Below are 13,083 nucleotides of genomic sequence, written 5' to 3' on the forward strand. Positions count from 1 at the left end.
TCAAGATTTATTTGAATTTTCGTATGATGAAAGCACGAAATGGCTTAGATGGAGAACTACCTGAGCAGTTTCCATAATGTATCTCTGAATCTCTCTATAGCGATTTGCATCCTGCGTTCTTAGCATTTGAAAAGCCTGAACTACATTTGTGATACCCCGATCTCTATGCGAACCAATGGTATCACCGATGTCCTTTATAACATCGCGATGAGAGTATGTTTTTCCTTTTATAGTCAAAGCAGGAAATCGTAACCACACATCCAAATCAACGGGGTTGGATTTAAATAAAGTCGGCTTAGCCAACGCAGGTGGTTGAAAGGTTATTACACTGTCGATTGATAATGTTAATTCAGGATCCCGGCCGCAAAAAACTATGAGTGGCAATTTATCAAACGCCGCACAGTGTTGCAGAAGCCCCAGAGGCTTGTCGATAATCAGCAGGCGAAGGCGCGATGCAAGCCCAAGAACATGAGCCTCCCTCCCTCTTTTTAAGGCGTCAATGAGATCTTCTAACTGCTCCGACTCATCATTAAGGGCGGAAAGTAGATAATTTCTTCCCCCCGCCTTTCTTTTTGGTTGATCCCGAATTTGCTGCAATGTTAAGTAACGACTTTCCTGGGCTTTTCCATTTTCTATCGCATAATCGACATTATCACCCGGCTCTTTGTCGTCTATAATTAATGGCCCTGTAAATTCGGTATTTGGAAATATCGAATGACGGTTCACTTCCAATTCAGATATTTTACTGTTCTCCCAGATCACGCAGATAATGGCGATCGGGTTGGCCTCGACGTGGATTTCGGGAGTGGCCAAGCTATCAATAAATCCGCCCACCCCTTCTTCGCGAGACCGGAGAGTGGCTTCTATAGTCCCATTTGGCCTCGCTCCGATGAGTAAGAACCCATCCAGAAGCTGGTATTCCATGAACAAAATAGGGTGCGGGACCGGCCACGGCGTAGGCAAGTCCAGGGAAACGAATAATGTACCAGCAGAGAGAGATGGAACTGCAAGGGTCATGCCCTGGATGATAGTCACCTGCTCTGAGCATTACGACTCCGCTTTATCAACGCGTAAAGCGCGTCACTTGCTCCAATGCTCACCAATCCCCCGCCGCGCCCATCCACAAACTCACCGCCGCCGCCGCCGCAGTCTCGGCGCGCAAGATCCGCGGGCCAAGCGAAATCCCGACAGCCCCCGGTGCCGCGAGGATCGCCTCGCGCTCCTCGGCGTCGAAGCCGCCTTCGGGGCCGATCAGGATCGCCGCCGGTCCCGGATGCGCCTTCATGGCCTCCAGCGCGGGCTTGCCGCCGGTCTCGTCGGCGAAGAACAGCGTCCGCCCTGCCGGCCAGTCGCGCAGCAGTGCCGCCAGCTTCACCGGTTCGGCGAGGTCGGGAAGCGCGGTGCGGCCGCATTGCTCCGCCGCCTCGACCATATGCGCGCGCAGCCGGTCGAGGTTCAATTTGTCCACCACCGCGCGCCGCGTCAGCACCGGCGCGACGCGGGCGACGCCCAGCTCGCATGCCTTTTCGACCACCCAGTCGATCCGCCCCTTCTTGATCGGCGCGGCGCACAGCCACAGGTCCGGCACCGCCTCGCGTTCGCGCAGCCGCTCGCGCACCTCCAGCACCACGTCGCGCTTGCGCACCTCGCTCGCAACGCCGAGCCATTCGCCGGTCGCGTCGTCGAACAGCTTGACCGGGTCGCCGACCTTCAGCCGCATCACGCTGGCGAGGTAATGGCCCTGCTGCCCGTCGATGCGGCGCTGCTCGCCCTGCGTCAGCGTCGGCTCAACGAACAGGCGCGGGGTCGATTGCGGCGGCCAGGCGGGGGTGGCGATCATCGCCGAGCCATATCGCGCCCCAAATGCTTCGTCACCCGGCGTCTTTTCGCTGTCCTACAAGCGGCCGCTTGTGGCAGCAGAGGGCATGACCGAAACGGCCCCCTCCCCCAGCCTGACACCGCGCATACAACCCGCATTTTTTTGTCCGCTTTGTCCGCTTTGTCGTCAGGTTCACCCATGACTGATCCAGCGCAGACCGTTCCCGACACGGAGCATAGCGGCCTGATGGCGCTGCTGCCCACCGCCGCGCGCCCCTATGCCCTGCTCGCCCGGTTCGACCGCCCGATCGGCTGGTGGCTGCTGTTCTGGCCCGGAGCCTGGGCGATCGCTCTGTCCGGCGGCGCGGTCGAGCGCTGGGATCTGATCCTCTGGTTCCTGCTCGGCAGCATCGCGATGCGCGGCGCAGGCTGCGTCTATAACGACATCGTCGACCGCGACCTCGACCGACAGGTCGCCCGCACCCGCAGCCGCCCGTTGGCGAGCGGCGCGGTCAGCCTGAAGGCCGCATGGCTGTGGCTCGGCTTCCTGTGCCTGATCGGGCTGGTCGTGTTGGTCCAGCTCAACCCCTTCGCCGCCGGGATCGCGGTTGCCAGCCTCGCCTTGGTCGCAGCCTATCCGTTCATGAAGCGGATTACGTGGTGGCCCCAGGCATGGCTGGGCCTGGTCTTCTCCTGGGCCGCGCTGGTCGGCTGGGCGGCTATCACGCGCGAACTCCCCTTGCCCGGCCTGCTGCTCTATGCCGGGTGCATCGTCTGGGTCATCGGCTACGACACCATCTACGCGCTGCAGGATGTCGAGGATGACGCGCTGGTCGGCGTCCGCTCCTCCGCCCGTCGTCTGGGCAGCAATGTGAAGGCTGGTGTCGCGGTCTTCTACGCCCTCGCCCTCGGCCTGTGGAGCGCCGCCTTGTGGCAGGTCCGCCCCGACCCGCTCGTCCTCGCCGCGCTCGCTCCGATGGCGTTGCATCTGGTCTGGCAGGTCGTCACGCTCGCCCCCGCAGACGGCGCCAACGCGCTCCACCGCTTCCGCTCGAACCGCAATGCCGGGCTGCTGATGTTCGCCGCCTGTTTCGTCGTGGGGACCACTGCCTTTTGAACCGGCGCCTTTTGACCTTCGCCCCCGTACTTCCTAGATCGCGTCGATGTTGACCCCCGATCAAGCCCGTGACCGCGTCCACGACGCCATTGCCCGCGCCACCCGCGCCGGTGCCGACGCCGCCGATGCGATGCTCTCCGCCGGCGAATCACTGTCGGTGTCGGTCCGGCTCGACGCACTCGAAGATGTCGACCGCGCCGAACATCTCGAACTCGGCCTGCGCGTGTTCTGCGGCCAGCGTTCGGCGAGCATCTCGACCACCGATCTGACGCCTGCCGCACTCGACATCCTCGCCGAACGCGCTGTCGCAATGGCGCGCGAGGCTCCCGAGGACGAATGGGCCGGCCTCGCCCCGGTCGAGCGGCTGATGCACGGCGACGTGCCGCAGCTCGACCTGGATGACGGCACGCTGGGCGACCCCGCCGCGCTCAAGGAAACCGCCTTGATCGCCGAACGCGCCGCCCGCGCCGTCCCCGGCGTGACCAACAGCGAGGGCGCAGGTGCCAGCGCCAGCCGCAGCATCTGGGCGCTCGCCACCAGCCACGGCTTCGCCGGTGCCTATGCCTCGTCCAACCACAGCATTTCCGCCAGCGTCCTCGCGGGCGACGCCGGGGCGATGGAACGCGATTACGACTATCACAGCGCCCGCCACGCCGCCCGGCTCGACGCCGCCGAAGAGATCGGCCGCCGCGCCGGTGAGCGTGCCGTTGCCCGCGTCGGTGCCGGGCGCGTCCGGGGTGGCGCGATGCCGATCGTCCTCGACCCGCGCGTCGGATCCAGCCTGCTCGGCCATTTGAGCGGGGCGATCTCGGGCAGCGCGATCACCCGCAAGACCAGCTTCCTGCTCGAAGCGATGGGCACCCGCATCTTCGCGCCGGGCATCGATATCGTCGACGACCCGCACCGCCCCCACGGCCTGCGCTCGCGCCCGTTCGATGGCGAAGGGCTGCCGGTATCGCCGATGAAGCTGGTCAGCGACGGCATGCTGGAAACCTGGCTGCTCGACAGCGCCGCCGCGCGTCAGCTCGGCCTCGAACCCACCGGCCACGCCGTGCGCGGCGTCGGCGGCGCACCCAGCGTCGGGCCGAGCAACCTCTACCTCGCCAATGGCAAGACCCCGGTCGCGTCGCTGATCGCCGATATCGACTATGGCGTGTACGTCACCGAACTGATCGGCCAGGGAATCAACCTCGTCACCGGCGATTATAGCCGCGGCGCGGCGGGCTATCTGATCGAGGGCGGCGTCATCACCACGCCGGTCAGCGAGTTCACCGTCGCGGGCACCCTGCAATCCATGTTCCGCGAACTGGTCCCCGCCAATGATCTGAACTTTCGCTATGGCATCAACGTGCCGACGCTGCGGATCGACGGGATGACGGTGGCCAGTGGCTGACGATCTCGCCGCCGCCGTCAGCGCCATCGCCGCCGAAGCGGGTCGGCTGGCGCTCGGCCGCTATGGCACCGATGTCGAGAAATGGGAAAAATCGCCCAACAATTTCGTGTGCGAAGTCGACCTCGCGGTGGACGAGCTGCTCCGCAACCGCCTCTCCGCCCTCCTCCCCGACGCCGGCTGGCTGTCAGAGGAAACCGCCGACGACCTCGCCCGCCTGTCCTGCCGACGCGTCTGGGTGGTCGATCCGATCGACGGCACCCGCGATTTCCTGCGTAAGCGCCCGGGCTGGGCCGTCTCGGTCGCGCTGGTCGAGGATGGCCAGCCGGTGATCGGCGTGCTCGACGCCCCGGTGCGCGGCGAACATTGGCTGGCGGTCAAGGGTCAGGGCGCGACCCGCGACGGCGCGGCCATCGCCGTGTCCGACCGCACCGACCTGACCGGCGCGCGCGTTCCGGCTGACGATCTCGCCAAGGTCGACCGCCATCTGGTCACGGTCGACAAGCCCAATTCGATCGCGCTGCGCATGGCGATGGTCGCTGCAGGCGACGCCGATCTGCTCGCCACCTTCCGCTGGGGCGCCGACTGGGACATCGCCGCCGCCGTGCTGATCGCGCGTGAGGCCGGTGCGACGGTGACCGACGCGCTTGGCAAGAAAATCCGCTTCAACACCCCACGCGGCGAAAGCTTCGGCCTGCTCGCCACCACCCCTGGCATCCACGCCGCCGCCGCCGATCACCTGCGGCCAAGGGCGGTGGAGGCGCTGGGCAAGCCTATCCGCTGACCTCGTCATCGCCGCGATAGCGGATCTGCAGGTACCGGCCGCGCGTCGCCAGCGCGTCGAGATCACCCTGCGCAAGCTGCGCCGACATCTGCGCGATTTCCTGATCGATCAGCGCCAGACCATCGACCAGTTGCTTGTCAGGTGACTGGCCGAACCGGTCGACCCGGCGCAGATTTTCAGGGACGCGCTGATAGCCCTTGATCAGCTCGGGCAGTTGCTCGCCGACCAGCTTGCGCACTTCCGCCGCCGCCGGCTCCGCTTCGTTCAGCGCCTTGAGCTGCCCGGCGAGCACGTCCAGCTTGACCCCGATCCCGTCGACCAGCGGCATCGCAGCCCCCGGCAGGCTCGGGCGCTGGCGATCCAGCCACTCCTCGGTCTGCAACGGCAGCGACGCCAGCGCCACCTCGCCGAAGCGCTCGGGGATCGCTTCCCGGCTGGTCGGCATCAGGCCAAAGAACAGGGTGGCCGCAATCAACGCCGCCATCACCAGCAACGCGCCGCCCATCCCGAGCGGGATGAACAAGCCGACCACCAGCGCACCGACCAAGATCGCGCCGTCCGCCGCGGCGATGCGCCCGATCCGCCCGAAAATCTCGGCCTCGCGCCGCTTCTTCGCGCGTGAACTCAGCGTCGTATAGCGCTCGCGCGAGCGGTTCAGGACTTCGCTCGCGCGGTCAATCTGGCGGTCGATCTCGGTCGGCACGGGTGGTTACAGAGCCTCCAGTTTGAACGTGTCGTTGGCGCCGCCGATCTGGTTCTGCGCCGCGCCCTCGGCCCGGGCGATATAGCCCTTGGACTTTTCCACCTCGGTCGACAGCACGTTGACCGTGGTCTTCATGTTGTCGAGCGCCTTGACCTTGAACGTGTCGATTGCATCCATCGTGTCATAGATGTTCTGGAACGCGCGCTGCAGCGTTTCGATCGGGATCGTCGCCGACGCCGCCTGTTCATGGATGCGGCCGGTATTGTCCTTGAGCAGCTTGCCGGTCGAATCGATGATGTTCGCGGTCGTGGTGTTGAGCGCGGTAATCTGGTCGAGCACCAGCCGCTGCGCCGTCAGCGCCTGCGCCACCGTCACCGCCGTGCGCAGCGCGCCGACCGTGGTGGTGCTGGCCCGATCGACGCCCTTCACCAGCTCGACGTTATTTTTCTTGACCAGATCGAGCGCAAGATAGCCCTGCACCGTCACCGCCATCTGGGTCAGCAGGTCCTGCGTGCGCTGGCGGGTGTAGAACAACGCCGTCTCGCGGATCGCCTTGGCCTTGGCCGGATCGCTGTGATCCAGCTCATTGGCCTTGTCCTCCAGCCGCTGATCCATCTCCTTCGAGATATAGATCATCTGCTCCAGCCGACCCATCGCCGCCCACAGATTCTGCCGCTCCACATCGATCGCGGCATTGTCCATCAACAGCTCGTCCTTGCCGGACTGCAGGCTCTTCAGGATCGCGGCGATATGGCCCTGGCTCGACTTGTAGCTGTCGAAGTAATTGCGCAGCGAATTGCCGAACGGGATGATGCCGAACAGCTTCTTGCGCTGGGTCAGGCTGCCCTTCTTGCCAGGATCGAGATCCTCGACCACGCGGCGCAGCTCGGCCAGGTCCTTGCCGACGCCGACATCCTTGTCCATCGCGCGGACCGGGCGGTCGAGGAAGCGGTTCGACTGGCCCGCCGCGTCGCGGATCTCCTTCGATCCCATCGCGGTGATCGCGTCGACGCGCTTGCCGAACTCGGGCGAGTTCACATCCTGCGCCACCAGATCGTCGATGAAGCTCTCGACGCGGGTGACGAGCTCGGACTTTTTCCCCTCGTCGACGGGCACGAGACCCGCCATTTTCTCGATCGGGCGTTCCTTCAACGGCTCTGGGGCAGTCAGCACCAGATCGTCGGTCTTTTCGGCAGTCGCAGTCTCGGTCGACATCCCATCCCTCCAGCGGTTCTCCCCTAGATGAACGGGAACCGCGTCGCCTTCAAGTGTATCGCAAATATAATACACTCTGGCCATGGTGCAACCGACTGCATATGTCAGTGGTTGGCGATACGCGGACCGTTAACATATCGGCGTTAGGGAGGACTGATGGAACGCAGGCTCAGGATGATGATCGCCGGTTCGATCGCGGTTTGGGTACCGGTGGCTTCGGCCTCCGAAGCACGCCCCGCCGCCGTCGATACGGGGAAACTCTATCGCCTGAAGGCCCAACCTGCGACAAAAGCGCCCCCGATCATGGAGCATCATGCGCGCTAATCTGGTTGCGGTCCTGCTTGCCGCCCTCGTTGTTCCCGCTTCGGCATCGCAAGCGGATCTTTGCCAACAGACTTATGGCAAGCGCGCCTGCAAGGGCACCGCGCTCGCCCCGCTCCGCGCAGAACTGGCGCATAAATTCGCCGCCGTGATGGCGCTCGGCAACCGCACCGCGACCTGGCAGGCACGCCACGATGCAACGCTCCGCACGATCCGCGCCGCGCTGAACTATGACGACAAGCCGATGGGCGATGTCGAACTGGAACAGACCTTCCGCGACGCCATCGCCGACTATGACAAGGCGCTGAAGCAGGCGCAGGGCGTCCGGGAGATGATCAAGACTCCCTCGGCCCGCAGCCAGACGTGCATGGCGACATGGCTAGACCAGGGCTGCGGGGTGACCGCCTCGGGCATCCTGTGGCGCAAGGACGGCCAGCCGGTGCATTGGCAGATGATGGACGGCGCATCGGGCGAAGACGGCATCGGCGCGGGCATCGTATTGTGGGCGGAAAGCGGGCATGGCACCGCCAATCTGATCGGATGGTCGTTCGACGGCGTCGTCTACGAACCGCCGCGCATGACGCAGGGCGGGATGATCTGGGTGCCGGGGCGCAGGGCCGGAACAGGCGACGGCAATGCCGATCTGCTTTTCAAATGGGATGACGCCAGCAAGGCCTGGCAGGATATCGAGCTCGAGAGCTGGCGCGATGCGCTACCCGGCAAGCTGCCCAAGGGCTTCGGCATCTGGAAGGGCGTCGATTATGATTTCGAGGGGATGGGCGCGTCCAGCAAGCTGTGGCGCGACAAGGACGGAAATTGCTGTCCGAGCGGCGGTGAAGCGCTGCTTGAGTTCGCGATTACCGGCCGCAGCCTGGTGCTGAAGGACGTCCGCGTCGACATTGTCGAGAAATGGGCGCCGCGCAGAAAAGACTGAAGCTCTTCCCGCGCCGCACAATTTCCGCTATTGGCGCGCCCGAACCGCATTTCAGCGACATCCAGGAACTCGTATGAATCTTCGCAACGTGGCGATCATCGCACACGTCGATCATGGCAAGACCACGCTCGTCGACCAGCTTTTCCGTCAATCCGGCACCTTCCGCGACAATCAGCGCGTCGAAGAGCGCGCGATGGATTCGAACGACCTGGAAAAGGAACGCGGAATCACGATTCTGGCCAAGCCGACCTCGGTCGACTGGTCGCCCGATGGGACCGAAGAAAACTCGATCCGCATCAACATCGTCGACACGCCCGGTCACGCCGATTTTGGCGGTGAGGTGGAGCGCATCCTGTCGATGGTCGACGGTGTCGTCCTGCTGGTCGATTCGTCGGAAGGCGCGATGCCGCAGACCAAGTTCGTGACCGGCAAGGCGCTCGCGCTGGGCCTGCGTCCGATCGTCGTCGTCAACAAGGTCGACCGCCCCGACCAGCGCATTCAGGAAGTGCTGGACGAAGTGTTCGACCTGTTCGTCAGCCTCGACGCGAATGACGAGCAGCTCGACTTCCCGGTGCTCTACGCATCGGGCCGCAACGGCTATGCCAGCGAAGATCCCGACCGGCGTGAGGGCACGCTGGCCCCGCTGTTCCAGAAGATCGTCGACCATGTCCCGCCCCCCGCGCTGGACGTCGATGCGCCGTTCACCTTCCTCGTCACGCTGCTCGACCGCGACAATTTCCTCGGCCGCGTGCTGACCGGCCGCGTCACCAGCGGCAAGCTCAAGGTCAATCAGCCGATCCACGCGCTCGACATGGACGGCAACGTCATCGAGAGCGGCCGCGCGTCGAAGATCATGACCTTCCGCGGCCTCGACCGCGTCCCGACCGACGAAGCGCAGGCGGGCGACATCATCTCGCTGGCCGGCCTGGCCGTCGCGACCGTGTCGAACACCATCGCCGACACCTCGGTCAGCGTGCCGATCCAGGCGCAGCCGATCGATCCGCCGACGCTGTCGATGCGCTTTGCGGTCAACGATTCGCCGATGGCCGGCCGCGAAGGCACCAAGGTAACCAGCCGCATGATCCGCGACCGCCTGTTCCGCGAAGCCGAATCGAACGTCGCGATCAAGGTGACCGAAGCCGCTGACAAGGACAGCTTCGAAGTCGCCGGCCGCGGCGAGCTTCAGCTGGGCGTGCTGATCGAAACGATGCGCCGCGAAGGCTTCGAGCTGGGCATCAGCCGCCCGCGCGTGCTTCTTCAGGAAGAAGACGGCCAGAAGATGGAACCGTATGAAACGGTCATCATCGACGTGGACGAGGAATATTCGGGCACGGTCGTCGACAAGATGAACATCCGCAAGGCCGAGATGACCGACATGCGCCCCAGCGGCGGCGGCAAGACCCGCATCACGTTCAGCGCGCCCAGCCGCGGCATGATCGGTTACCATGGCGAGTTCCTGTCGGACACGCGCGGCACCGGCATCATGAACCGCCTGTTCGAGAAATACGGCCCGTACAAGGGCACGATCGAGGGCCGCAAGAACGGCGTGCTGATCTCCAACGGCGCGGGCGAGGCCAATGCCTATTCGCTCAACACGCTGGAAGAGCGCGGCATCCTGTTCGTCGGCCATGGCGAAGCGCTGTACGAAGGCATGATCATCGGCGAGAACGCGAAGCCGGACGACCTTGAGGTCAACCCGATGCGCGCCAAGCAGCTGTCCAACGTCCGCTCGTCGGGCAAGGACGACGCGATCCGCCTGACCCCGCCCAAGAAGATGACGCTGGAACAGGCCATCGCGTATATCGACGATGACGAGATGGTCGAGGTTACGCCCAAGACGATCCGCCTGCGCAAGCGCTTCCTCGACCCGCACGAGCGCAAGCGCCAGAGCCGCGCCAAGGCGGCTTGAAGGTCTAGACGTGATTTGACGGAAAGGCGCCCGAGACGACTCCGGCGCCTTTTCCATTTGGCCACATCGGCCTACGCCCCCTAGTTGCTCAACCCGCCGCGCGGATCGCACTGCCCGCCCGGAGTCGGGGGTGCGGCGTCGGAACCTTCGCCGCGACGCGGGCTTTGCTCCGCAGCCCCGTAACGGGCTGAGTTTCAGGAGTATGTCTATGCGTTCCATCCAAGCCGGCGCCCTCGCCTTCACCGCCCTGCTCGCTGCCACTGCGCCGAGCGCGCTGGTTGCGCAGGAAGCGCCACTGCAATCGGGCGAGCAGGTCACCATCACCGGCGCAGCGCTGCCGCCGCTGGCGCAGCTCCCGGCCGGACCGGAGATCGAAGGGATGATCTCCGCGCGGCAGGGCAACCAGATCCAGGTGACCGCCGCCGATGGCACCCCGACGCTGATCGCGGTGAGCGAAGAGACCCAGATTCGCTCGTCCGGCGGCTTTCTCGGCCTTGGGCGGACCAAGCGCGGCAGCGACGCGCTGCTCAACGGGCTGCCGGTGAGCGTGCAGACGCGCCAGTTCGAGGGCGGCCTGGTTGCGGCGCAGGTGAAGCTTGCCGACAAGGATCTCAAGACCGCCGCGATGATCCGCAGCGGCACCTCCCAGGGCTTTGCCGAGCAGACTGCCGCGACCGAAGCGCTGCGCGGCCGGGTCGGCGATATCGACCAGTATAACGTCAAGGGCACGACCAATGTGAACTTCGACACCGGCAAGGCGGTGCTGAGCGCGCAGGCCAAGGCCGAGCTGTGCAGTGCCGCGAGCCAGGCCGGGTCGATGGAGAATGCGCTGCTGCTGGTGGTCGGCTATACCGACGCGACCGGCCCGGAGGAGCTCAATCAGGAACTTAGCGAAAAGCGCGCCAGCCGGGTGGTCAACCATCTGCAACAGGCGTGCGGGTGGAAGCCCTATCGCATGCTGACCCCGACCGGGATGGCCGAAGCCGATCCGCTGGCCGACAACAGCACCGAGGAAGGCAAGGCGCAGAACCGCCGCGTCGCGGTGAACATCCTCGTCAGCAAGGCGGTCGACGGGCTGTAAGATGATGGCGCCGGAGAGCGGCCCCTCCGGCGCCTCCCTACTGCGTCAGCGGCAGCAGGATCAGCGTGATCCGGTCGTGCCCGACGGCGATGTCGAGTGTCTCACCCGCGATCACATCGACCGGTGTGGGAAAGCTGTGCAGGATCTGCAGCCAGCCACCATCGGTGTAGCGGTCGGGGTGGTTGTCGAACGTCACGCCGGGCCACAGGTCAATATGCATCCACTGGACGATGCCGATCGCCCGGCCGCTCGCCGTCACCGGGATGCGTAGGCGGGTCAGCACCGCGTCATGCTTGGCCTGGGTCAGGTCGAGGCGAACCAGTTCGTGGTCGTCGGATAACCGCTGCCACGCAGTCATCGTGCCATGGATCGGCAGCCGCTGCTGCGCGAAGTCGGTGAAGGGCGACAGGTCGAACCCCGACACTTCGCCGACAAACGCGTAATCGGCCAGCGTCTCGCTCGCGACGAGGCAGCCCATCGCGGTCGCCGCGCGCGGGATCACCAATGCGTCGGGGGCGAGCAGGCGCCGATGTGCGTCCTCGAACGTGTCCAGCACCTTTTCGGTGAGCAGGTCGCTGGAGAGGATTTCGGAGACGAGGATTTGCGCCGGCACGTCGAGCTCGACCCCGACGGCAAGGTCGGTGGACGGCTTGGCATGGACGGTGATGCGATCGGCATAGCCGTTCTGCGCGACGATCTGCTGTGCCATTTCGGCGATCAGCGGTTCCATCTCGCACGCCACCACATGCTGCGCCCCGGCCCGCGCGGCGATCAGCGACAAGAGGCCGCTGCCCGCACCGATATCGAGCACGCGCGCGTCCGGGCCAGCGACGGCAATCGCGGCCGTGATCGCCGCCTCGAACGCGTCGTTGCGGGGCGCGTCGTTCATCATCGGGATATGCCAGAAGGGCACCGATGCCGCGCCGAGCCGACGCAACTGGTGGCGCAGGTGCAGATTGTCCGACTGGAGCGCGAGCGCGCGGCGAAACTGGCCGATCGCGGCGTGATTGCGACCCGCATCGGCCAGCACCACCGCGAGATTGCCGATCGCGATCGCATTGTGCGGATCGAGCGCACAGGCCTGTTCCAGCGCCGCGACCGCCTCCCCGGTGCGGCCGAGCCAGTGCAGCGTCAGCCCTTTTTCATGCAGCGCCACGGCATGGTCGGGCGCGATGGCGAGCAGCTGCTCCCAGGCGATCAGCGCGTCTTCCGCGCGGGACAGCCGCCCAAGCAGGCCGGCAAGCAACGGAAGGACATCGGTCGCGCGATACTCAAGCGCGAGCACCGCGCGATACCCCGCCTCCGCGCCTTCCAGATCCCCCTGTTCGTGCAGCGCCATCGCAGTGGCGAGCGCGGCACGGGCCTCGCTCAGACGGTCGGTGGAAGGCTGGTCGGTCAAGGCGTCGTTTCCACAAAATCGGTATCACCCGATAGTCCAACCAGCGGTAGCAGCGATAGCCCGCATATCCGTAGTTCGTTTGCGCCCCCGCCACGCGGCAATTGCCAAGCCATTGCAATCGGATAGGATCGGTTGCGACTCAAATGGGGGAAATGATGGACAAGATTCTGCGGCCGTGGCGCCACTATGTCGATTTCAGCGGGCGATCGACGCGGACCGAATTCTGGCTGTTCTTCATCATCTTTTACGGCGTGATCGCGGCGACGTTCGTCGTGACGGATGTCGTGCTAGGCGGGACTGCACTGCAAGACTCGGCAGATAGCGACGAGTTCTCGCTCATTTACATCCCGGTGGTTCTTTGGATCCTGGCCTGTTTCCTCCCGAGCATCGCGGTCACCGTCCGGCGCCTGCA

General features: G+C 64.8%; 13 protein-coding genes. 8 read left to right on the top strand and 5 right to left on the bottom strand.

Annotation, left to right across the window (positions count from 1 at the left end; all coding sequences use genetic code 11):
- Positions 1-1,035 (bottom strand): hypothetical protein, encoded by a 1,035-nt coding sequence (locus tag KYX69_RS02985; protein ID WP_300493517.1) that lies wholly within the window; start codon positions 1,033-1,035, stop codon positions 1-3.
- A 61-nt stretch (positions 1,036-1,096) separates the two neighbouring features.
- The gene (locus KYX69_RS02990; RefSeq protein ID WP_300493519.1) at positions 1,097-1,840 is read right to left on the bottom strand and encodes a 16S rRNA (uracil(1498)-N(3))-methyltransferase; all 744 of its coding nucleotides are present in this window, start codon (positions 1,838-1,840) and stop codon (positions 1,097-1,099) included.
- Between the two features lie 177 nt (positions 1,841-2,017).
- On the opposite strand from KYX69_RS02990, the gene ubiA reads away from it, so the two are divergent.
- Genes ubiA through KYX69_RS03005 form a run of 3 tightly spaced genes read left to right on the top strand, consistent with a single transcriptional unit; the run spans position 2,018 to position 5,109 of the window.
- Positions 2,018-2,935 carry a 4-hydroxybenzoate octaprenyltransferase gene (gene ubiA, locus KYX69_RS02995; protein ID WP_300493522.1) on the top strand — a complete coding sequence of 306 codons (918 nt, stop codon included), beginning with the start codon at positions 2,018-2,020 and terminating at the stop codon, positions 2,933-2,935.
- A 46-nt stretch (positions 2,936-2,981) separates the two neighbouring features.
- Positions 2,982-4,328, top strand: a complete 1,347-nt coding sequence (locus tag KYX69_RS03000) for a TldD/PmbA family protein (protein WP_300493525.1) — start codon at positions 2,982-2,984, stop codon at positions 4,326-4,328.
- Entirely contained in the window at positions 4,321-5,109 is a 789-nt protein-coding gene (locus KYX69_RS03005; RefSeq protein WP_300493528.1) for a 3'(2'),5'-bisphosphate nucleotidase CysQ, read from the top strand. The genes KYX69_RS03000 and KYX69_RS03005 overlap by 8 nt, the downstream gene beginning before the upstream one ends.
- On the opposite strand, the gene KYX69_RS03010 is transcribed toward KYX69_RS03005, so the two are convergent.
- Both KYX69_RS03010 and KYX69_RS03015 read right to left on the bottom strand, forming a co-directional pair.
- Positions 5,099-5,812: a hypothetical protein gene (locus KYX69_RS03010; RefSeq protein ID WP_300493531.1), complete on the bottom strand. Its 714-nt coding sequence runs from the start codon at positions 5,810-5,812 to the stop codon at positions 5,099-5,101. The two genes, KYX69_RS03005 and KYX69_RS03010, sit on opposite strands and share 11 nt — an antisense overlap.
- A 6-nt stretch (positions 5,813-5,818) precedes the next feature.
- Positions 5,819-7,027 carry a toxic anion resistance protein gene (locus KYX69_RS03015; protein ID WP_300493534.1) on the bottom strand — a complete coding sequence of 403 codons (1,209 nt, stop codon included), beginning with the start codon at positions 7,025-7,027 and terminating at the stop codon, positions 5,819-5,821.
- Positions 7,028-7,183: 156 nt separating this feature from the next.
- Here KYX69_RS03015 and KYX69_RS03020 point away from each other — a divergent pair, with 156 nt between their 5' ends.
- The 4 genes from KYX69_RS03020 to KYX69_RS03035 all read left to right on the top strand — a co-directional run bounded on the left by KYX69_RS03020 (position 7,184) and on the right by KYX69_RS03035 (position 11,272).
- A complete protein-coding gene (locus KYX69_RS03020; protein WP_300493537.1) occupies positions 7,184-7,351 on the top strand; it encodes a hypothetical protein in 168 nt (55 codons plus the stop codon).
- Positions 7,341-8,282, top strand: coding sequence for a hypothetical protein (locus tag KYX69_RS03025; RefSeq protein WP_300493539.1), 942 nt, complete (start codon positions 7,341-7,343; stop codon positions 8,280-8,282). The genes KYX69_RS03020 and KYX69_RS03025 overlap by 11 nt, the downstream gene beginning before the upstream one ends.
- A 73-nt stretch (positions 8,283-8,355) precedes the next feature.
- Complete coding sequence (typA, locus tag KYX69_RS03030) at positions 8,356-10,191, top strand: translational GTPase TypA (protein WP_300493542.1); 1,836 nt, start codon at positions 8,356-8,358, stop codon at positions 10,189-10,191.
- Positions 10,192-10,399: 208 nt separating this feature from the next.
- A complete protein-coding gene (locus tag KYX69_RS03035) occupies positions 10,400-11,272 on the top strand; it encodes an OmpA family protein (protein ID WP_300493545.1) in 873 nt (290 codons plus the stop codon).
- 37 nt (positions 11,273-11,309) lie between these two features.
- Here KYX69_RS03035 and KYX69_RS03040 read toward each other — a convergent pair whose 3' ends face one another.
- Positions 11,310-12,671 carry a 50S ribosomal protein L11 methyltransferase gene (locus tag KYX69_RS03040; protein ID WP_300493548.1) on the bottom strand — a complete coding sequence of 454 codons (1,362 nt, stop codon included), beginning with the start codon at positions 12,669-12,671 and terminating at the stop codon, positions 11,310-11,312.
- A gap of 155 nt (positions 12,672-12,826) precedes the next feature.
- Here KYX69_RS03040 and KYX69_RS03045 point away from each other — a divergent pair.
- On the top strand, positions 12,827-13,083 hold a 257-nt coding region (locus KYX69_RS03045), incomplete at its 3' end, for a DUF805 domain-containing protein (RefSeq protein WP_300493550.1).

The sequence above is a fragment of the Sphingomonas sp. genome, from assembly GCF_030145815.1.
Classification (GTDB): domain Bacteria; phylum Pseudomonadota; class Alphaproteobacteria; order Sphingomonadales; family Sphingomonadaceae; genus Sphingomonas.